This is a genomic window from Rickettsia amblyommatis, from assembly GCF_002078335.1.
Classification (GTDB): Bacteria; Pseudomonadota; Alphaproteobacteria; order Rickettsiales; family Rickettsiaceae; genus Rickettsia; species Rickettsia rickettsii.
The window spans coordinates 399,944-420,503 of sequence record NZ_CP015012.1 but is presented as its reverse complement, the minus strand read 5'-3'; the positions used below and the strand labels follow the sequence as shown (position 1 = coordinate 420,503).

Here is a 20,560-nt window from a genome sequence, read left to right as displayed (position 1 = left end):
TATAGTTTGACTATATAGGCTTTTTTACTTTATAATGTAGTTTTGAGAAGCGTCATTGCGAGGAGCGAAGCGACGTGGCAATCTCGTCAAATATCCTGAGATTGCTTCGTCGATTACTTCGTAATTTCCTCGCAATGACGATAAAAACTTAAATAAAAAATTATGTTAGATAATATTAGAAAAACTGCCGATAGTTTTATAATGCGGGTTTTATTCGCAATGATAGCTTTTGCTTTTGTCGGCTTTGGTATTAAAGATGTATTAAACGGAAGAAGAAGCGGCGATATTGTTACTTTTTCTCATGTGAAAAATATCTCCCAGGAAGATTTTTTGAGAGCAAAATCTTTAGAAATTAATGCTATAAGTAAGCAAATGGGAACAAGTTTAACGGATGAAGAAATAGCACAGTTAAATATTGATAACCGAATCCTAAAAAGGCTTGTTTACGATAATGTCTTAGATTATTTAGTGAGTTATTATGACTTAGATCTAAGTGATGATACAGTTAAAATTTTAGTTAAAGAATCACCGGTTTTTAAAAATGAGCAAGGTGTTTTCAATATAAAAATTTTTAAAACTTATTTTAGAAATTCTTATATGGATGAAGAAAAATATTTATTAAACCTCAAAAAAAAAGCTCTAAAAAATATTTTTGTCGGTACTTTTGTAGAAAGTTTCTATGTTCCTAAAACTATGATTGACAATATAGTAGATTATATGGCTGAAAAAAGAGAAGTAGAATTAATACAAATAGATTTACAAAATAAACCAAAAGATTTACAAATCCCTACTCCTACCGGTCAGCAATTAAAGGATTTTTACCAAGATAATAAAACCGCGTTTGAGGTACCTGAGAAACGTAGCTTTTCTTATATTAAAGCTAATATTAAGGATTTAAAAGTCTCAGTTACTCAAGATGAGTTGCTAGAATTTTATAATGAAAATAAAGATGAATTCGGTGATCAAAGTTTTGAAGCGGTACAAAAACAATTACATGATTTATTAAAGGCTCAAAAAATCGACATACTTAATATGGAGTTTGCTAAAAAGCTGGAAGATGAGACGGCAGCCGGTTCTAGCTTAGTTGAAATTGCCGAAAAATATAAGCTACCGATACAAAACGTTAACTATATCAGTTATGCAGAGCTTATTGAAGATAAAATAATTGCTGAAAATGCCGATAGTATTTTTGAGCTTTCAGAAGGTGAATTATCTTATCCTATAGAAACAGAGGATAAAAGCTATCTTATATTGGTAGAATTAAACTCTATTCAGCCAGCAAAAATACCTGAATTTGATGCTATTAAAGAGCAGGTAAATAAAGCTTGGATAAAGCGGAATATTGCAGATGTAAACTTAAAAATTATCAAGGATTTAGCAAAGGAATATAATTCAGATCAAGAGAACATAAAAGAGCTTAAAGCTACCGGAATAAAAATAAGCAAAAAACGCTATATTAGATCCGAAATGGCGAATGATCTAACACTAACTCCTGAAATATTATTATCAATTTTTAATACTAAAATAGGAAGTAATACGCCTGTATTTCAAGTAGGTGATGAAGTATATTTTGCACATATTAAATCTAGAAGTATCGATGAATTAACAGCTAAAAATATTCATGTCAATTCAGAAAAAAATATAATATATAATATTAAAAATTCTGTAATTGACGAGCTAATTAACTACACAATTATTCAGAATGATATGCAGGTAAAAGCTAATTTTAGTAAGTAGCGAAATCCATCAGATCATACCGTATAGTCATTGCGAGGAAATTACGAAGTAATTGACGAAGCAATCTCAGGATATTTAATGAGATTGCCACGCAGCCTATGGCTGCTCGCAATGACGTAAAATAAGCCGCACATTATAAACAAAAAAATAAAACTATGAGCTTTAAAAATTTACCGGAGTTTTTAAAATTTTTAGAAAAAAACGGTGAGTTAAAGCGTATTGCTCTTGAGGTTAAAACTGACTTAGAAATTACTGAAATTAGTAGAAGAGTATTAGCACAAGGCGGACCTGCATTACTTTTTGAAAATGTTATAAAAGCCGACGGCATTAAGTCCGACATACCTGTTCTAACTAATCTTTATGCTAGTATAAATCGTATTTGTATGGGGCTTAAACTTAAGTCACCCAAAGAATTAAGAGAACTTGGTGTTTTACTAGCATTCCTTAAACAGCCGCAATCTCCCGCATCTTTTAAAGAAACATTGTCAATGTTACCGCTTGCTAAGCGTATATTTGCTATGTCTCCTAAAACCGTATCAAAAGCAGCTTGTCATGAAATCGTCATTGACAAACCGAATATCAATATATTGCCGATCCAAAGGTGTTGGCCTGATGATATTTTGCCTTTAATTACTTGGGGTATAGTAGTTACTAAAGGTCCAACAAAAGATAAAATCGATAATTACAACCTTGGCATATATAGAATGCAGGTTATTTCAGAAAATAAGCTATTGATGCGTTGGTTAAAGTTACGGGGCGGAGCAGAGCATCATAAACGTTGGAAAGAAGCAAAAAAAGAACCTTTTCCTGCTGCTATCGTTATCGGGGCAAATCCAGCGGTAACTTTGGCAGCAGTTACGCCGATACCTGAGAATATCTCGGAGTATAATTTTGCTGGTTTACTCGGTAATGAAAAAGTAGAATTGGTACAATGCAAAACTATTGACCTCAAAGTACCTGCACATAGTGAAATAGTGCTGGAAGGTTATGTAAGTTTAGAGGAGTATTTGCCTGAAGGTCCTTTTGGGGATCACACCGGATATTATAATGATGTTGAGGAATTTCCTGTATTTACGGTTACCGCAATAACGATGAAGAAAAGTCCAGTATATTTAAGCACCTATACAGGAAAACCGCCTGATGAGCCATCAATCTTAGGTGAAGCATTAAATGAAATTTTTATTCCTATATTGCAGCAACAATTTCCGGAAATAGTCGATTTTTGGCTTCCACCTGAAGGTTGTTCATATAGAGTTGCGGTAGTATCGATTAAAAAATCCTATCCCGGTCATGCTAAAAGAATAATGCTTGGGATTTGGTCTTACTTACGGCACTTTATGTATAGTAAGTTTATTATAGTTGTAGATGACGATATTGATGTTCGTAATTGGCAAGAAGTAATTTGGGCAATAGCAACAAGAAGCGATCCAAGGCGTGATACGAGCTTTATAGATAATTCCCCGATAGATTATTTGGATTTTGCATCTCCTGAGTCAGGTCTTGGTAGTAAAATGGGAATAGATGCAACCGATAAAATATACCCTGAGACAAATAGAAAATGGGGTAAAAAAATAGCAATGAGTCAGGAAGTTATCGACAAGGTTAATAGTATGTGGAATAGCTTAAAGATATAAGGTATACTCGTTTAATTTGAAAAATTGGCATCGTTATTTCATATTTTTTCATCCTCACGTACTAGTATGTACGCTGCGGTCCAAAAATATGAAACGCCTTGCTCTTTTCCAAATTAAACTTCGTCTACTGTTTATATTAATTGTTAATTTTTTGAAATATCTTGGAACTAAACATGTATAACATCCCGCACGAGACGATAATTAATAATTTCAAAGAAATTGCCGATAAATGTCAAGAGCTTATTTCGCATTTCATGCAAAGTAGGGGGAGTGATCCCTAGGAGCCTAATTGATAGTGATAAAAACAGAATTATAGCCTCTTTAATGGTAGAACAATTTTGGGCAAATTTTGTCAGCTTAATATTGAATATATTGATAAGTTCAGAGAGCTTACAGCGAATAGCTTTGTAAAGTTTGTCGGTAGTCTGGCAAAAGCTGTATTTTCTCCGGATAATCGAGATAAAAGATTTAAAGATTCTTCATGGGAGGATAATGCTTATTTTGACTTTGTTAAATAATATTATTTACTATCTAGCGAGTGGCTTAAGAAGAATATAGTATGAGCTGTCAAATGATCTCAAGCAACATTTAGAGTTTGCAACTAAACATTTTATCGATGCGTTTTCACCTTCAAATTTTGCTTTTTGTAATCCAAAAGTTTTGCGTGAGACATTAGAAAGCGGCGGGCAAAATTTAGTACAAGGGCTAAAAAATTTCTTAAGAGATATAAAAAGTTCAGGTGATATATTAAATATTAAAACTACCGATAAATCTGCTTTTAAACTCGGTAAAAATATTGCGGTGACAAAAGGAAAAGTTATATTCCAAAATGATTTAATGCAATTAATATGTTATGAGACGAAAGAGAAAGTTCATAAGATTCCGATATTTATTATTCCGCCATGTATAAATAAATATTATAATATACTCGAGTTATCTCGGCGAGCTTAGAATATTTTTTAATGAAGCTACGATTAACTACATTAAGGAAGATATAAAACTAAAAGGCTATTTTGATGGGTAATATTTATCAAATAGCTTTAGTTTACTAAGGGCTAATGCTTTAATTTGGACGTTTTTTGTCAATAATTACTTACTCGGTAAAAAACCGATGCCTTTTGATTTGCTATATTGGAATGCGGATTCTACTAACTTGCCGGCAAAAATGTATTAGGAATATTTACAAAATACATATTGCAATAACTTGCTAAAAGAGTCTAATAATTTAGAGGTACTCGGAACAAAAATAGATCTTGGAAAAGTTGATTGTAACTTTTTTTTCGTAGCCGCAAAAGAAGATCATATAGCTCCATGGCGCTTAATATATGATGGAGTAAAATTATTAAACGGACATAAGATTTTTTGTCTCACGGATTCAGGGCATGTAGCAGGTGTAGTTAACCCTCCCGCTAGTGCTAAATATAATTATCGGCTTAATGACGACTTAAGTTTAAGTAGTCATGAGTGGTTTATGAAAGCTACAAAATATAAAGGTTCATGGTGGAATTATTGGCTTATAAAAAATAATGATAATAAGCTAGTAGATTCTTTAGATTATCAGAATCTAGAGGTTATTGAAGAAGCTCCAGGAAGTTACGTAAGGAAGCAGGTGTTGTTTGTGGGGATACTAAATCGTCATTGCGAGCAGCCATAGGCTGCGTGGCAATCTCATGAGATTGCTTCGTCAATTACTTTGTAATTTTCCTCGCAATGACGGAAAAGCCGATCTATTATGCAACGCCTAAAATATAAATAAGTCATGAAGAGAAAAAATAATAAATTTATAGAAATATCTATTGCCTTTATCTTGGGAATTGCTTTAGGTATTTATGGAATCCGGATTATTTTACTAATCTAATAAGTCAAAAATCATTAGATTTATCTGCTCTGCAAATAAAGCATTACAATATTTCAGAGCTTTCAAGAAGTAAAGTTAGTACATGTTTTACTCCGCCTGCAGGTTGTACTAAGTTTATAGCCAATCAGATAGATAAAGCTGAAGAATCTATTTATATGCAGGCATACGGTATGAGCGATGCGTTAATTACTAAGTAGCTAAAAGATATAAATATATTTAATTTTTTATATTAAAAGCTCAAATAATTTCGCTTTTTTCTGGATTCTCGCTTGCGCTGGCATGACATCAAACGCATTTTTCGTCCATGCAACAACGCCTTCAGTCGCTTAGCTCATGAGGTTGAAAATTAAGCAGATTTCTTGTTGAAGTTTTTTTGTACTTGTTCTGCCATATTTTGCATATTATTAAAAGCATGATGAACATTTTCGGCAATGTGCTTATTTGCGGCTTCTAATATTTTGGTTGAGACTCATAAGCAATACTTGCTAATTCCTTAGCATTATCCATAGATGTTTCATAAATAGATTTTAAACATTTTTGATAACATTCACTAGCTTGTTTGAAATCTTTAGAAGTTGCTGCTTCTTTAGTAGTATTCAAAATAGTATTAACATTATTTTGTATAATTTCGGAATTTTTCTTAAGCAAAGATTGCATGCTTTTTGTAGCAACTTGGTTAGTTATTAAAAGAATATTCATAGCTCTTTGCATTGTATTTGTGATAGATGCTAGATCTACACTAGGGATATTTTTCATAGAACTCATATAAAATTCTGGATTCATATAGGATTTCATTAAATCTAAAAATTGTGTATTATTTCACATTATTTATTCTCATAAAATAAATTAAATTTTTTACTTAAAAAATTTTTTGTGTTTTATAAGTTACGTATATGTAAACATAAACCCTCAATTCATGCTAACATAAAATTATGAGTCAATCATTGTTAGCATTAAGAATAATATTAAAAATAGTTAAGTTTTTATAAATGTTAGATACATCAATTCAAGCATTAATAAATAAGTGGCAAAAATACCTTGTTTTGCAAAGAAATTACTCTAATAATACAGTAATTTCTTATAATAATGACCTTAAGCATTTCCTTGAGTTTATGAATTATTATAATTCAGAGCTTGTAACGATAAATCATATTAAAACCGCAGATATAAGAGTAATCCGAAGTTGGCTTGCAAAACGTAACTGTGATAATTTTACCACTTCTTCAATTTCACGTGGTTTATCTGCAGTAAAAAATTTTTATAGGTTTTTAGAGAAAACAACACAATTAAATAGTCATATAATTTTTTCTATAAAATCTCCTAAAAAGACTAAATTGTTACCAAAAGCTTTATCGGAAGATGATGTAGTAATATCACTTGAACATATTGAAGAATACGGGAATGTTAAGTGGGTAGAACTTAGAAATAAAGCCCTACTTGTTCTTATATATGCTTCAGGTCTACGTATATCGGAAGCATTATCAATTACGAAACTTCATCTACAAAATCTAGAATTTATAAGAATAATAGGTAAAGGTAGTAAAGAAAGAATAATTCCGTGGTTACCGATTGCTAAAAATTTAATTACCCAATATTTAGCAATATTGCCGTATAAGTTAGGTGATAATGAACCCATATTTAGAGGAAAGCATGGTAAGAAATTGCAGCCACCGGTATTTAATCGTGAATTAATTAAATTAAAGCATTTTTATGGTTTACCGCAGCATTTAACTGCTCATTCATTTAGACATAGTTTTGCTTCACATTTGCTTGAGCATGGTGCAGATTTACGCTCTATTCAAGAGCTATTAGGTCATAAAAGTCTATCTACTACACAAAACTATACTAAAACAAGTATAAAGCATTTAGAAGCTGTATATACTACCGCATATCCAATTAAAAAATAAAATATATTAATATTCATAATCTTCTTGCGTTAATTTTAAGTCATATATTATATTATTTAAAAACCTTATAAACATATAATATATTAAAGCTAATATTGAGATATTAATATGCTAGAAACACCTAAATTACCTATGGGATATAAACCTTCTCAAGATGAAGAATATATGTGTCCTAATCATCTAGAATATTTTAGACAAAAACTTTTAAGATGGAAAGAGGATTTATTAAAGGAATCTCAAGAGACTTTAAATCATTTAAAGGAAGAAAATTTAAAAGAATCCGATCTTAACGATTGTGCTACTCATGAAACAGAAAGAGCTTTTGAGCTTCGTAGTAGAAATAGATATTGTAAATTAATGAGTAAAATAGAAGAAGCATTATCACGTATTAAAAATGGGGAATACGGTTACTGTGAAGAAACAGGCGACCCAATAGGTATAAAAAGATTAGAAGCACGACCTATTGCTGCATTATGTATTGAAGCTCAAGAGCGTCATGAAAATTATGAGAGAAGTCATTTGGATGAGCCTGAGAATTAAGTAGCTAGGTAATTTATGTGTGTGGATCGCAGGAATCCAAAAACATTTAATGTCACCCCATGGCTTGACCACGGGGTCTAGAAAAACAAATTATTATATTAATAATTTTAGTATTTTTAACTAGATTCCGCGATTAAGTCGCGGAATGACAATAATTCATTTGTGCAGGAATGACACTTGAACATCTAAAACCTAAAGAAGTTAGAGCATTTACTGTTTCAAATAAAGGTAATCCCATAACATTTGAATATGAGCCGGAAATAAATGAGATAAAAGCTTCTGCATAACCGGAAATTTTACATCCGCCGGCTTTATCTATTCCCTCATCTAAAGAACAATAAAAATTAATCTCTTCATCACTTAATTTTTTGAACTTAACAATAGTCTGAACTATTTTTTGTCTAACTGTAAGCTGATCATTCTCTTTTTTGATAATACATAAACCGGTATAGACACGATGACGACGCCCGGATAACATCTTAATACAATTCTTGACTTCTTCATAAGTAGTGGCTTTCGGCAATATTCTTCTACCTACTGCTGCTACGGTATCGGCAGCTATAATTATAGCTGATTCCTCTATTTGAGATGCAATTTTTATAGCTTTTTCGTAAGCAAGTCTTATGGCTAAGGGAGCCGGTAATTCACGCAAATTAGGTGTTTCGTCTATATCTGCTGGAATAATTTGTGAAGGGATAATTTTGATTCTGTTTAGTAACTCAATTCTTGCAGGAGAGCTTGATGCTAATATAATCGGTAGGTTTTTTCTGTTCTGCTTCATACTTATAAAGACTAGTGACGATGAATCACACGCCCCTTAGTTAAATCATAAGGGGTCATTTCTACCATAACTTTATCTCCTAGTAATACTCTGATACGATTTTTACGCATCCTACCGGAAGTATGAGCAATAATTACATGATCATTCTCAAGCTTTACTCTGAAAGTAGCATTAGGTAAAAGTTCAAGTACTGTACCTGTAAACTGAATGAGGTCGTCTTTTGACATTATAATGTATGTTTTTATGGTCGGGGCGGAGAGATTCGAACTCCCGACCCTCTGGTCCCAAACCAGATGCGCTACCAGACTGCGCTACGCCCCGATAATTAATTATGTCTATACTATATACTCTATTATTCGTAGCAAATCAATTTGTTTATGTAAAAATTTATAGATTTTATCTAGAAAAAGTGGTTTTGTTAGGTTCTAAGCATCATTGTGTCAGTCCTGCGGCTTTGTTGTATGGCTCTTATGTTCATACCCGCGGAAGCAGGAATCCAGTCTTTTTTGCTGTTATACCGTGATTTGACCCCGATCTTGTATAACAGACTGTGTCCTGAGATCCCGCAATCAAGTTGCGGGATGACATTAAAGATTACTGGATTCCTGCTTTCGCAGGAATGACATAAGAGGTACAAAAATTAATAAAGTTTTGCAGTTTTCACTAAGAAGCTAAAATAGATAGGTTTTACCCTTGTATTTCTTAAGTTTTATATACGATGTATCGAATTTCTATAAAAAGTACATAAAGTTTAATTTATTTTAAACAAGAAAAAGTAATCATAAATTACTTTTTCTATATAGAAAATACCTTATTTATAAGTATTTATATATATTTTAGTATTTAATTAATGTTTTCAACTAAAAGTAATATGTTATTTATATAACAAAATCATAAATTAAAAAAATTAAGCCCAAATTTAGGAGATATTATGTCAAGTCAACGATAAAAAATTTAATAAAAAAAGGCATGTTTGCATCAACTGCGGCATTGATGCTTGCTAGCACTAGTGCCCTTGGTACTGCTAACCGAATCGTAACAGTAGGGGGTGGAGTAGCTGATGGTAGTGCTTTTGGCGGAGGAGCATATGTACCAGGTTCATTTGTAACCCTTGGCGCAGTAAATAATTTTACTGCAGATGTGCCAGCAATTCCTGCTATATATTTAGATACCTTTAATAATGCAACAATGACTGTGCCAAATAACATAACTCTTGGACCGGTTATACCTGTTGATCTTACTAAAGAAAATGTCGGGCTCGTTGTAGATGCCCCTAACGCTATAAACATCGCTTTAACAGGTACGCCAGTTACAAATGCACAAGCACTTGCAGCGGTTCCTCCTTTTGCTCCAGGACCAGGAGAAGCACCAGGGAATACTTACTATTCTAACAGCTTTAATTTTAACGATTTAGCTAGTACTTTGATTTTTCAGGCTACATCACTTTTTCCTCCTACTGGTGATAATAGAATCGCCTTTATCTCAGGTCCAGGTAGTATAGTAACTTCTGTTCAAGGTCAGGCAGATCTTACATTACAGATTGACACTAACTTTCAATTTAAACATCCAAGTTGGATTAAGGCAAAAGCTACAAATCCGGTTAATATATTAAAAATGTTCAAGGCAATAATGCTGGTACAATATAAACCTTGCTGCGGGCGGTAATTTAGTGGTAGTAACAAGTAGCGGAGGTGTTAACGGCATTGTTAATGTTTTAGGAGCAGGTACGCTTGGACCTGTAACAGGTATTGCGGCTTTGAATCTTAACGGAGCAGGGAATGTTGTGATAGTCGGAGCATCTAGTGCAACTACTCTTACCATAAATAATGCAGGTGTGGTAGCTACAGCTGTGGGTGGTTTTACCAGTAATGCTGCGGTCGGAGCAGGCCAACTTACAACAAATACTACGGGTAATGTTACTGTCGGAACAGGAACATATACAGGAAATATTACCGGTAATGCAACTTTTGGCGTGGCCGGAACTATTAACACAACAGTTATTACAGGACAGACTGATTTTAAAGGGTCTGCAAGTACGTTTAACGTGAATGATACCGGTACTTTAGCAGCAGTGACAAGTAGTGCAGCAACTAACGGTAATTTAGTATTTTTAGGAGGCGGTAACGTTACCGGAGTCATAAATAATATTGGAGCAATTACTGTTAATGCAGCAGGTAATAAAACGGTTATCTTTCAAAAAAGTGTATCCGCTACTTCTTTAACACTTGGTAACAATGCTGTGGCGAATTTACAAGACTCGCTTACAATAAGCGGTAACGTGAATTTTACCAATGGCGGTGTTTTGGAGTTTTCGGGAGCAAATCCTGCAGGTTATTTACTTAACAGCCAAATCAAAAACGGGAACACAGGAACATTAAACGTTTATACTACCGGCACTATAACGGCTACTGCTTCAAGTATAGGTACGGTAAACACAATTAATATCTGGCAGGGAAATGCAGCCGCAGCATTTACGATAGATTTATCTAACAAGGCTTTAACTCTAGGAAGTGCTATTAATTTGAATAATACTAAATCCGTATTTGGTTTAACTACTAGCAAAAATCAACAAGTTACCTTTATGAATAGTGTCGATGGTTTTGCCGGTGGAGGCGGTAGCGTCAATTTAATTAGTACTTCTAGTACTATACCTAATAACAATGTGTTAACTTTGCAGGGTAATTTGGGTAATGACACTCTTGGCACAAAGGCAAATCCCCTTGCTGTTATAAATGTTAGTGGTAATGTCGGCGTTGTTGGTACTAATGCTACGTTAGGTACAAATGGACTTGATGTGAGTAATACTGCAGTGCTCTTAATATTGCTGCTGGTGGGGTTTTTGCTGATGCATCACTTACCTCGGCTAAGATTGCCAAAATTAATATCGGTGAGGTTAATGCTGGACCAGCCGTTTATGCCCTTGATGCATTAAACGGTGATTTTCCATTAGATGCACCAGGTGTTACATTCGTGAATCCCGCATCTGTTTTAAAGTTAATGACTACCGTAGCTAGCGGCAAGAACAGTACTATAGAGTTAACAGGTAATAATAGAGCCAGTTGTTCCAAATACCGGTGTAGTTGAGATAAATGCAAGAAATGCTAATACCAAGTTAACAATAGATGGTACAGCTAATAAGTATGCTATCGGAACAAAAGCAAATCCGGTGAGTAAAGTACAACTTACAGGGCACGGAACACTGGTAATAACTGATCTTAATACCCCAAATATCGACGTATCCGTTGCAAAAGTTGCTGTAGGATCAGGTTGGATCAAATGTTTTTTTCTCCACTCCTTCCAGTCCTATGAATAGCGAGCTTGGGGCTGTAAAGATTGACGGTAATATGAATTTCCGAAATAATGCCGGTACCGCAATATTTGCTAGTGATGTAGCAAATAATATAACATCAGCTATTACCGGTAATATAACAAGTACCGGGGGTACTAACGGTACTGTAGAGTTTATGGATAACGGTACTATAGGTACAGTTGACGGTAACGGAAACTCAACGAATACAATTACAAACCTTGCAATGTTAAAAGCGGGTGCTGACAACAGCACCGTTACGATTAACGCCGGCAGTAATATGTCAATTGCTGAAATCCAAGGGACCGGCACGGGTAATATAGTGTTTACTCAAGCAACTAATTTAACCGGTGGTATTAACATCACAGGCGGTAAAGCTGTGGATTTAATGTTTACCGGTCCAAGCAGCGTTAGTGGAGCTATAGGTAGCGGTGCTTCAAAAGTTGGTGATATAACTATCAGCGGTGATGTATTAAATTGTACCGGAGGTATTAATGCAGGATATGTAATGTTAATAAATGGTGGCAACATAAAATTTAACGGAACAACTAATAGTTTAGATATTTCTGAAGGATCAGGCTTTTCTCCTTTTGCTTTAGCTATAAATCCTGAGGATAGTGTGGTAATTTTTGATGAATCTACCGCTATGACTTATTCCGGTAGTATAGGTACTAAAGAAATGGTCGATATAGTGCAAATAGACGGGGGTGATGTTACAAATTCAAGGTACCGTGAAAACAGGCTCGATTTCATTTACTACTGCTCAGTCTGCAACTTTAAGCCTTAATAATACAAGTATAATAAATGAATCAATTACGACCACAGGTAATAAAATCCATACTCTTGCAATATCAAATGATTTAACAACTGGAGCTAGCTGTAGTGGTTCGGTAGGTTCAGACTCAAGTCACCTTAAAACCGTTCAGTTCAACGGTGTAGACAGTAAAATCACAATCGATAGCGAAGATTTTTACTCGAGTATAACAACCAAGACTAATAATCAAGGTACGGCAATATTTAACGCCAATAATGGTTTTACCGATGATTTAGGCGGTGAGAATTTAAACCTTAAACTAGTTCAGTAGTAATAAAGGCACGGTAAAAGGGGATATCTATGCTAAAGATATTACTTATTGATGCCGGTAAATCAGCGGTATTTACCAGTTATAACAGTAGAAGTTTAGACATTCCGTCAGCCACGGTCGGCGGTGTTAAAGTGCCAAGAGCAACAACAAAATTTAATTACAAAACAAAAATCGTTTCAGAGCACTTCAAAGGGAGCAGCAGCAACTCTTCAGCGGAATACACTAATGCTGCACTTGTACAAGCACCGATTAACGGCGGTAGTTATAAATTCGATGATGATGTATGGTTACAAAAAGCGGTAACAGGCACTAATGCTATTACTTTTGCACCGAAGAAAACCGCTTTTATTGCATCGGATTTAGGAGCAAATACTATATTGCCGATCAAGCAACAATGATGTTTACCTGTGATAATACTAGCGTAAATGTCGGGGGCAATATCTCAGGAAGTAATATAACTTTCGATCTTGGTAATAATAAAGTTATTTATACAGTCTGCTACTCCTACCGGTGAGCTTATTTATTATAAATGTCTTCTATGATACTATAAATGCAGGGCAAACAGGAAACGCTAATAGCGGTAATATAGTACTCGCAAGCGGTAGTACCTTTGATTTATCAAATGTTTCTTCAATTAAAGTATTTTGAACTGCACAAAATAATCCGTCTGCTATTGGGCAGGGTAGTGCTTATCCTATCATCACCACGGCAGGAGGTAATATCATAGTCGGTAATGCTGCAAGCTTACCGTTTAATGTAACCGCTAATGAAGGTGGTTTTGTCAGATGGCAAATTACAGGTAATTCCTTTGTACTTTTACCGATAGCACCAACATGAGATGTAACAATAGATAATATCATCAAAATTTTAATAAATACTCCTGTCGGTAATGTTATAGTAAATACCCCTGTAGGGCAAAGACGAGAAGTAGTTGAACATCTATTATCTATAATTCAGAGACCTTCAAATGAAATACATAGAATAACTACTCCGCTTATTACCCCAATGGGGGGTCCTTCCGTTGGTCCGAGTGTTAGAGGTTTTAGCCCTCTATAGCCGCCACCAACTAGCGGTAGTGTAGTTAACAATACATATGTTCCGCCTACCACTCCGGGCGGCTACGACGTAACACCTAGCAATCCGGCAGGATATAATACTCCGACTACTCCGGTTACAGGCACAGGAGGATTTGGTCCTAACAGACCTGGTACAGGAGGTAATATTGGTACAGGCGGCGGTAGCCCATCAGTTGGTACCGGTGGTTTTGGTCCTAATGGTCCGGGTAATGTTGGTACTACAAGTAGTAATATTCCTGGTGGCAGATCACAGGTGGAGTATTTAATCCGGATGGTCCGGCTGTTGTAGCTCCAAGTGGTCCTGCTAATGTTGGAGGCAATACTTATGGTCCGAATGCTTAGGTCGTAACGACTCCAACCTTAAACGTAGGCGCTAACCAGTTATCAACCGAAGGAGGCGGTAGTTTTGGCGGTACTACGGGCTATAACAGTCCGTCAACAGGTGGCTCAAGCTACAATAGTCCAGCTTCCGGTTCGGATGTATACAGTCCATCAATGGCTTCTAGTGGTCGGAGTGGTGCGCCGGTGGCTCAAGTTATAATAGTCCTGCTGTAACCGGTATTGCTCCTGCTAATAGTGGTAACTCTTCAGCACAAGGGAGCAGTTCTAGTTTAGGAGGTACAACTAAAGGCGGTGTAACCAACAGCGGAAGTAGTCCATATGGTAATAGCGGTAATCCTAAAGCAACAGGTGTTTCTCCCGCTAATAATAGTAACGGCATGGGAAGTAGTTCCGGTAGCGATATGTTGGCTATAGGTAGTAGCCGAGATAATTCTGCAGGTACAAGTAGCGGTGGAAGCTCAGGTAGCGGAATAAGTCGTGCTAAAGCGAACGACGGCTTTAATGCTGCACAAGATAATACTAGTATCGGTGATCAAAAAGTAAGGGAGAGAATTAAGGCTCTTGAAGATGAAAATAACAACGCTACGAATCCTGCAGCAGAAGATGCCACATCACGTAAGAGAGGTGCAGTTGTCGGAGGCGGTGATTGTGAACTTGATGAAAGTAAAGCTAATAATTCCATTTACGGGGTATGGGCTAGCCTATATTACGGTAAGGCAGTACAAAAAGCCTTTAACGGACTTAGCGGTTATAAAGCTAAATCTACCGGTGGCTCAATTGGGTTTGATACCGTTATAAAAGATAATATAGTTCTTGGTGCTGCTTATACTAGAGTCGATACGAAGTTACGTTACCAAAATGCTAAAGCCGGCAATACTACTAAGGTCGGAACTAATATGGGTTCTATATAAGGTTTATATAACTTTATAAATAACCTATTTATAGAAGGCGTAACCACCTATGCACGAAGTGATATTAAAACTAATGAACTACGTATAATATGATAGGCGGTTATGAAACAGCACACGGTAAGTATCATTCAACTTCTTATAGCGGTCAAGTAGTTGGGGGGGTATAATTATCTATGGAAAGAAACTTCATTTGCACCGATGGCAGAAATCAGGCTTACTAAGATTAAAGATGCCGGTTATCAGGAATACGGCGGTACTTCTTTCCAAAACCTAACTATTCAGAAACGTCAATATAACAAGGTTGAAGGTATACTCGGCGGTGAAATTAAGACAACCTACTATAAGGATGAATTCATAATTAGACCGCAAATTCATGCCTTTATTAATTACGACTTCAAAGGTAAAACACTGGCAATCGTTGCAGATCTTAACGGTCTTAATGAGCCTCTACCGGTACCGGCACCTAAACCTACTAAAATGCTATATGATTTAGGGGCAGGTGCAGTAATTAAGAAGGGTAGAATGGAGTACGGAGTGTATTACAGTCTGAACTTAGCTAAAAAATACCATGCCCAGTCTGGTACGCTAAGACTTAAAGTAAACTTCTAAAAACCCGCGTCAATTAAGAATAAGGATTTTAAAATCCTTATTCTTAATTACACACCGAATAGCGGATTACTATATAATCAGCTGTTTGCATAAAATGAAATAATAAGTTGAATTTGTATAAGGATTATTATATTAATATCTGTAATTATTTTTCGGGAACTGCGATAGTTTTTATGGTAATTGCATGTAGTTTTTGATTTAATATTTCAGACAGGGCGTTTTTTACTAATTTATGTTGATTAATTAAAGAAAGTCCATTAAATTGAACATCTGATATTTCTAAGGCATAATGGTCTTGATCTCCTACTAAATCAGTAATTTTCATTGTACTGTTCGGAAATGATTCTTTAAGTATTTTTCCTAACTCTTCTACAGATATTGCCATTATTTTATCAATATTAATTTAAGTATTAATTAAAGTTTTTTTGCTTAAAGTAAAGCTTTATATGAATTTTTATTATAGAATTTTAAACATTCATTGATAAAATCGACTCTTATGCATATAATAATTAATTATTATATCATTTATTAATTATTATGAAAAAAGAAACTGAAGAATTAAAATTATTTATCTTAGAATGTTTAAGTGAGAAAAAAGCAGAAGATATTGAGGTAATTAATTTAACAGGAAAACATAAATTAGCCGATTATATTATATTTGCTAGCGGTCGTTCGACTAAAAATGTTGGAGCAATTGCTGAATATGTAGCTTTAGAATTAAAAAATAGTGCTGGTATAAATAGTAATATTGAGGGGCTTGGTAAATCAGAATGGGTACTGATAGATGCAGGTACTATTTTAATTAATATTTTTTGTCCTGAAGTACGGGAGCATTTTAAGTTAGAAGAAATTTGGAAAAGATGAACGATCATATTCTTATTAATGTTATAATTTTACTCGGTACTGCGGTTTTTATCGTGGCTATACTTAAGCGTCTTAGATTAAGTCCGGTGCTTGGTTACTTAATTGCCGGAGCTGCAATAGGTGATCACGGTTTAAAAATCGTAACATATGACCAAACTAAGTTACTAGGTGAACTTGGTGTAGTATTTCTATTATTTGCGATAGGACTTGAGTTATCCTTCGAGCGATTAAAAGCTATGAGACGATATGTATTTGGTCTCGGTAGTTTGCAAGTTTTAACAACCGCTATAGTAATTGCCGGTGCAATGGTGCTTATAGACGGCAATAGTAGTGCGGCTATTATTACCGGCGGTGGTCTGGCCCTTTCATCTACGGCACTTGTTATGCAGGTTATTGAGGAAAATCGTAGTCAATCAACGCAAATAGGAAGAGTTTCTTTAGCTATTCTGTTACTACAAGATCTGGCTGTAGTGCCATTGCTTGTGATAGTTCCGTTACTTGCCGGTAACAATAAAGCCTCGCTTGCAGCGGCTCTTGGTATTGCACTCTTAAAAGCCATAACGGCCTTACTTACAATATTTATTGTCGGTCGTGTTTTTCTTCGTCCTGTATTTTCGTTCATTTCATCAGAAAGTAATAATGCAAGCGAGTTACCTATTTTGATAACTTTGTTAATAGTACTTTCTGCTGCTTGGGCTACCGAAACATTTGGTTTATCTTTAGCTCTAGGAGCATTTGTTGCCGGAGTATTAGTTGCGGAAACTGAATTTAGATTGCAGGCAGAGGAAAGTATTTATCCTTTCAAAAGTTTATTTTTAGGATTGTTTTTCATGACCGTGGGTATGAATATCGATGCCCTAGAAATGTATGAAAAAATATCTCATATTCTTACTTTATCTATTGCTTTAATAGGTATAAAAACCTTAATCATAACGGCTTTTTGTATTTTATTCGGTTTTAATAAAGGAGTTGCTTTTTATTCAGGCTTATTATTATCGCAAGGCGGAGAGTTTGGTTTTATATTATTCAGTTTAGGTAAAGATAGCGGAGTATTAGAAGAAAGTACTGCCGATATATTATTACTCGTAGTTACTTTTACTATGGCACTTACTCCATTACTCGCAGCTTTAGGGCAAAAGATTGCCGAGAAAGTTGATAAAGGACTTGGTAAAACTCCGACTCAAATGATTGAGCTTGGGGCAAGAGATTTAACAAACCATATTATTATTGCCGGACTCGGTAATACCGGTAAAATGGTAGCAAGAGTTTTGGAAGCGGAAGGTATAAGTTACGTAATACTTGATTTAGATGATGATAGAGTAAAAGAAGAGCTATCAAACGGTTTGCCGGTTTTTAAAGGTGATGTATCGCAAGCCGATACTCTAAAGGCATTAGGTGCGGAAAGAGCATTCGCTATAATACTTACTATGAATAATCAAGTAACTATCAAGAAATCGCTTAAAACAATTAGCGGTAATTATCAGGATATACCGGTTGTCGTTAAGTTAAAAAATTTAAAAAATGCTAGAGAGTTTTATGATTTAGGTGCTACAACTATTATTCCGGAAAGTTATGAGACTGGATTACACATAGGTGGAACAGTCCTAAAAAATATAGGTATTAGCGAGCAGGAAATTAATAGAATAAAAGTACAATTTAGGCTTGGTAATTATATAATAGCAAAAAAAGAGGATGCTTTATCTGAAGCGGAAGATAATGATTAAAATTTTTATTATTTTAATTATTGTAATATTATCAACAACAATTAATGCTGATAATAAAAAATTGCCTATTCCGAGATTTGTTTCAATAAAATCTAATGAAGTAAATGCAAGGAGCGGACCAACTACTAAATCTGCCGTAGAATGGGTTTTTGTTAAAAAAGGCGAACCGGTAGAAATAACTGCAGAGTACAAGCAATGGCGACAAGTACGTGACATTAACGGCGAAGGCGGTTGGATACATTCAAGCGTTTTATCAGGTAAAAGATCAGTAGTTATTACTTCTGATAAGGAAATAGAACTTACCAAATCCGCAGACCCTAAAAGCCGGGTTGTAGCAAAATTAATGCCAAAAGTTCGTTGTAGTTTAAAAAAATGTAAAGAACAATTCTGCCAAATTACATGTAAGGATTACACAGGTTGGATTTCCAAGAAAGTAATTTGGGGAGTGTATGATGATAATGATAGGTATTAATAGGCTTCTTGCATAACCTCCTTCTAAAGGTAATTTGTACGTCAATCTGGTACTCGCATCCTCACGTACTTTTATGTACGCTGCAGTGCTGTGTTCCGTGTTTCCTTCAAGTTCCTCTTTATAAGATAGGTTATGCAAGAAGCCTAGTACCGATAATAAATTGTAAAAATAATTTACTGCCTGAAGTTAATTTGCTATATATAAAAACTTACCAAAGATATAATTATTTATGCAAAGATATTTAGACAGTACAAATAATGTTGCATTTAAAAAATTATTTAGCGATAAAGTAAAATTAATAAATTTATTGAACTCTCTTCTTAGGTTATCGAAAGGAGATAGAATCATAGATTTAAGCTATATAACTACTGAACAGTTACCTGTATTTCTTGAAGGGCAAAGAAGTTTGTTCGATCTAAAAGTTAAAGATGAAACCGGTAGATGGTATATAATCGAGATGCAGCGTAAAATGGAGAAAGATTATCTTAATAGAACGCAGCTTTACGGTTGTTATACCTACGTTAGTCAAATTAAGAAGGGTATGAAACATAAGGATTTATTGCCGGTAGTAATAATTTCTATCATAGGAGCAAAAGCTTTGCCTGATGAATTGCCGTATATTAGCTATCATCATATAAAAGAAAGCAATACCCATAAACAATATTTGTTTTCATTAACTTATGTATTTATTGAACTAGGGAAGTTTAAAAAAATGATCTTAAAGATGATACCGATGAATGGTTGCATTTATTAAAATATGCTTCGCAAGAACAAGAACCGCCAAAAGAGATTAAAAATAAAATTGTGTTATCGGCATATGCAAGTTTAGAGCAATATAAATGGACAAGAACAGGAGCATGATGATTATTTGAGAGCTGAAATGGCTATACAACAAGAAATAGACAAGTTTGAAGAAAAGTTTAATGCCGGGATGGAGAAGGGCATAGAGAAAGAGAAAATTGAAACTGCAAAAGAAATGCTAATAGAGAACAAACCTATAGAGAAAATAGCACGATATACTAAGCTTACAATAGAAGAAATAAAAAAGCTAAAAGCAGAAAAATATAAAGTATAGATATTTAAATGAAAACCACCTTACCCGAACGTTCTCTTAAAATTGGAGCAAGGCTTAATTTTATAGTGCAGCAGATTTTAGATATTGCACAGGAAAAATCGCTATGATTATCTTGTACGGCTCTTTTGCTAGAGGCGATTGGGTACGTGATCTACCTCACGGCTATCATAGCGATACTGATATTTTGATAATTCTGAAAAAAGGTAAATATAAAGGATACACTGCTTTAAGATTAAAAGATTATATATATAAGATTAGAAAAAACAGGAATAATAAACCCTAAGCAAATTATTTCGTATGATTCAAGAATATCGATAATTCTAGAGTTAATAGAGGAAATAATAGGCAGTTAGAAAAAGGATGTTATACCGATATAAAAAAAGAAGGTATTCTTTTATGATAGCAGTGAATTTATACTTAGCGAGGCTAAAGATTTACCTTGGAGCGAGATGCAAGACATTGCTAAAGATTATTATGAATATTGGTTTGGTAGAGGTAAAGGTTTTTTAAAAGGGGCAACTACTTATTTAAACGATTTGGAGTATGCTTTATCAGCCTTTGCCCTTCATCAAGCTACGGAAAGTCTTTACAGTACTATATTTACTAGTGTTCTCAGGCTACAAACCTAAATTACATAA

25 protein-coding genes, 1 tRNA gene and 3 pseudogenes are annotated in these 20,560 nt (G+C 34.6%); 21 read left to right on the top strand and 8 right to left on the bottom strand.

All coding sequences use genetic code 11. From position 1 onward, the window contains the following. Window positions 1–162: 162 nt before the first annotated feature. The 4 genes and pseudogenes from A3305_RS02330 to pld all read left to right on the top strand — a co-directional run. Window positions 163–1,737 carry a SurA N-terminal domain-containing protein gene (locus tag A3305_RS02330; protein WP_014392842.1) on the top strand — a complete coding sequence of 525 codons (1,575 nt, stop codon included), beginning with the start codon at window positions 163–165 and terminating at the stop codon, window positions 1,735–1,737. A gap of 155 nt (window positions 1,738–1,892) precedes the next feature. Next, window positions 1,893–3,371 (top strand): UbiD family decarboxylase, encoded by a 1,479-nt coding sequence (locus A3305_RS02325; RefSeq protein ID WP_014392841.1) that lies wholly within the window; start codon window positions 1,893–1,895, stop codon window positions 3,369–3,371. 173 nt (window positions 3,372–3,544) lie between these two features. Then, window positions 3,545–5,025, top strand: a pseudogene (locus A3305_RS11450) (class I poly(R)-hydroxyalkanoic acid synthase). 105 nt (window positions 5,026–5,130) lie between these two features. After that, window positions 5,131–5,420: pseudogene (pld, locus tag A3305_RS02310) on the top strand (phospholipase D); the annotation flags it as partial. A gap of 155 nt (window positions 5,421–5,575) precedes the next feature. On the opposite strand, the pseudogene A3305_RS02305 reads toward pld, so the two are convergent. After that, window positions 5,576–6,012 (bottom strand): annotated as a pseudogene (locus tag A3305_RS02305) (phasin family protein). A 206-nt stretch (window positions 6,013–6,218) separates the two neighbouring features. Here A3305_RS02305 and A3305_RS02300 point away from each other — a divergent pair. Continuing rightward, on the top strand, window positions 6,219–7,136 hold the full coding sequence (locus A3305_RS02300; protein ID WP_014392839.1) for a tyrosine recombinase XerC: 918 nt from the start codon (window positions 6,219–6,221) through the stop codon (window positions 7,134–7,136). Window positions 7,137–7,244: 108 nt separating this feature from the next. Continuing rightward, entirely contained in the window at window positions 7,245–7,676 is a 432-nt protein-coding gene (gene dksA, locus A3305_RS02295) for an RNA polymerase-binding protein DksA (protein WP_014392838.1), read from the top strand. A 133-nt stretch (window positions 7,677–7,809) separates the two neighbouring features. On the opposite strand, the gene A3305_RS02290 is transcribed toward dksA, so the two are convergent. From A3305_RS02290 to A3305_RS02280, 3 genes are all read right to left on the bottom strand, one after another. Further along, window positions 7,810–8,457, bottom strand: coding sequence for a Maf family protein (locus A3305_RS02290; protein WP_014392837.1), 648 nt, complete (start codon window positions 8,455–8,457; stop codon window positions 7,810–7,812). An 11-nt stretch (window positions 8,458–8,468) separates the two neighbouring features. Beyond that, entirely contained in the window at window positions 8,469–8,684 is a 216-nt protein-coding gene (infA, locus tag A3305_RS02285; RefSeq protein ID WP_014392836.1) for a translation initiation factor IF-1, read from the bottom strand. 17 nt (window positions 8,685–8,701) lie between these two features. Then, window positions 8,702–8,778 (bottom strand) — tRNA-Pro (locus A3305_RS02280). Between the two features lie 648 nt (window positions 8,779–9,426). On the opposite strand from A3305_RS02280, the gene A3305_RS11765 reads away from it, so the two are divergent. The 6 genes from A3305_RS11765 (at window position 9,427) to A3305_RS10090 (ending at window position 13,497) form a co-directional block, all read left to right on the top strand. Beyond that, complete coding sequence (locus A3305_RS11765; RefSeq protein ID WP_014392835.1) at window positions 9,427–10,122, top strand: hypothetical protein; 696 nt, start codon at window positions 9,427–9,429, stop codon at window positions 10,120–10,122. 4 nt (window positions 10,123–10,126) lie between these two features. Further along, window positions 10,127–11,389, top strand: coding sequence for a beta strand repeat-containing protein (locus A3305_RS10105; RefSeq protein ID WP_226983968.1), 1,263 nt, complete (start codon window positions 10,127–10,129; stop codon window positions 11,387–11,389). 373 nt (window positions 11,390–11,762) lie between these two features. Further along, on the top strand, window positions 11,763–12,551 hold the full coding sequence (locus A3305_RS10100; protein ID WP_226983967.1) for a hypothetical protein: 789 nt from the start codon (window positions 11,763–11,765) through the stop codon (window positions 12,549–12,551). Next, on the top strand, window positions 12,496–12,849 hold the full coding sequence (locus tag A3305_RS10095) for a hypothetical protein (protein WP_014392833.1): 354 nt from the start codon (window positions 12,496–12,498) through the stop codon (window positions 12,847–12,849). Before A3305_RS10100 ends, A3305_RS10095 begins: the two co-directional genes overlap by 56 nt. 29 nt (window positions 12,850–12,878) lie before the next feature. Beyond that, window positions 12,879–13,247: a hypothetical protein gene (locus tag A3305_RS02245; protein WP_231289099.1), complete on the top strand. Its 369-nt coding sequence runs from the start codon at window positions 12,879–12,881 to the stop codon at window positions 13,245–13,247. 112 nt (window positions 13,248–13,359) lie between these two features. After that, window positions 13,360–13,497, top strand: a complete 138-nt coding sequence (locus A3305_RS10090) for a hypothetical protein (protein WP_167884960.1) — start codon at window positions 13,360–13,362, stop codon at window positions 13,495–13,497. 41 nt (window positions 13,498–13,538) lie between these two features. Here A3305_RS10090 and A3305_RS10085 read toward each other — a convergent pair whose 3' ends face one another. The 3 genes from A3305_RS10085 to A3305_RS10080 all read right to left on the bottom strand — a co-directional run bounded on the left by A3305_RS10085 (window position 13,539) and on the right by A3305_RS10080 (window position 14,646). Beyond that, window positions 13,539–13,709, bottom strand: coding sequence for a hypothetical protein (locus A3305_RS10085; protein WP_167884959.1), 171 nt, complete (start codon window positions 13,707–13,709; stop codon window positions 13,539–13,541). 258 nt (window positions 13,710–13,967) lie between these two features. Further along, window positions 13,968–14,159 (bottom strand): hypothetical protein, encoded by a 192-nt coding sequence (locus A3305_RS11435; protein WP_045799484.1) that lies wholly within the window; start codon window positions 14,157–14,159, stop codon window positions 13,968–13,970. 301 nt (window positions 14,160–14,460) lie between these two features. Continuing rightward, window positions 14,461–14,646, bottom strand: coding sequence for a hypothetical protein (locus A3305_RS10080; protein ID WP_014392832.1), 186 nt, complete (start codon window positions 14,644–14,646; stop codon window positions 14,461–14,463). Here A3305_RS10080 and A3305_RS08795 point away from each other — a divergent pair. Together A3305_RS08795 and A3305_RS02225 are read left to right on the top strand one after the other, a co-directional pair. Beyond that, entirely contained in the window at window positions 14,645–15,178 is a 534-nt protein-coding gene (locus A3305_RS08795; protein WP_226983965.1) for an autotransporter outer membrane beta-barrel domain-containing protein, read from the top strand. The two genes, A3305_RS10080 and A3305_RS08795, sit on opposite strands and share 2 nt — an antisense overlap. Window positions 15,179–15,331: 153 nt before the next feature. Continuing rightward, on the top strand, window positions 15,332–15,787 hold the full coding sequence (locus A3305_RS02225) for an autotransporter domain-containing protein (RefSeq protein WP_226983964.1): 456 nt from the start codon (window positions 15,332–15,334) through the stop codon (window positions 15,785–15,787). Window positions 15,788–15,932: 145 nt separating this feature from the next. Here the strand turns inward: A3305_RS02225 and A3305_RS02220 are convergent, their stop codons facing one another. Continuing rightward, a complete protein-coding gene (locus A3305_RS02220; RefSeq protein WP_014392831.1) occupies window positions 15,933–16,172 on the bottom strand; it encodes a BolA/IbaG family iron-sulfur metabolism protein in 240 nt (79 codons plus the stop codon). A 152-nt stretch (window positions 16,173–16,324) separates the two neighbouring features. Here A3305_RS02220 and rsfS point away from each other — a divergent pair, with 152 nt between their 5' ends. From rsfS to A3305_RS09350, 7 genes are all read left to right on the top strand, one after another. Next, window positions 16,325–16,651 carry a ribosome silencing factor gene (gene rsfS / locus A3305_RS02215; protein ID WP_014392830.1) on the top strand — a complete coding sequence of 109 codons (327 nt, stop codon included), beginning with the start codon at window positions 16,325–16,327 and terminating at the stop codon, window positions 16,649–16,651. Continuing rightward, window positions 16,648–18,375, top strand: coding sequence for a cation:proton antiporter (locus tag A3305_RS02210; RefSeq protein WP_014392829.1), 1,728 nt, complete (start codon window positions 16,648–16,650; stop codon window positions 18,373–18,375). The genes rsfS and A3305_RS02210 overlap by 4 nt, the downstream gene beginning before the upstream one ends. Beyond that, the gene (locus A3305_RS02205) at window positions 18,368–18,847 is read left to right on the top strand and encodes an SH3 domain-containing protein (RefSeq protein ID WP_014392828.1); all 480 of its coding nucleotides are present in this window, start codon (window positions 18,368–18,370) and stop codon (window positions 18,845–18,847) included. Before A3305_RS02210 ends, A3305_RS02205 begins: the two co-directional genes overlap by 8 nt. Before the next feature lie 229 nt (window positions 18,848–19,076). Continuing rightward, the gene (locus A3305_RS10075; RefSeq protein WP_226983962.1) at window positions 19,077–19,601 is read left to right on the top strand and encodes an Rpn family recombination-promoting nuclease/putative transposase; all 525 of its coding nucleotides are present in this window, start codon (window positions 19,077–19,079) and stop codon (window positions 19,599–19,601) included. 126 nt (window positions 19,602–19,727) lie between these two features. Next, window positions 19,728–19,922 carry a hypothetical protein gene (locus A3305_RS10070; protein WP_226984107.1) on the top strand — a complete coding sequence of 65 codons (195 nt, stop codon included), beginning with the start codon at window positions 19,728–19,730 and terminating at the stop codon, window positions 19,920–19,922. Window positions 19,923–20,025: 103 nt separating this feature from the next. Continuing rightward, window positions 20,026–20,205, top strand: coding sequence for a nucleotidyltransferase domain-containing protein (locus A3305_RS02190; protein ID WP_045799483.1), 180 nt, complete (start codon window positions 20,026–20,028; stop codon window positions 20,203–20,205). A gap of 166 nt (window positions 20,206–20,371) precedes the next feature. Continuing rightward, the gene (locus A3305_RS09350; RefSeq protein WP_167884958.1) at window positions 20,372–20,551 is read left to right on the top strand and encodes a hypothetical protein; all 180 of its coding nucleotides are present in this window, start codon (window positions 20,372–20,374) and stop codon (window positions 20,549–20,551) included. The last annotated feature ends 9 nt before the right edge of the window (window positions 20,552–20,560 follow it).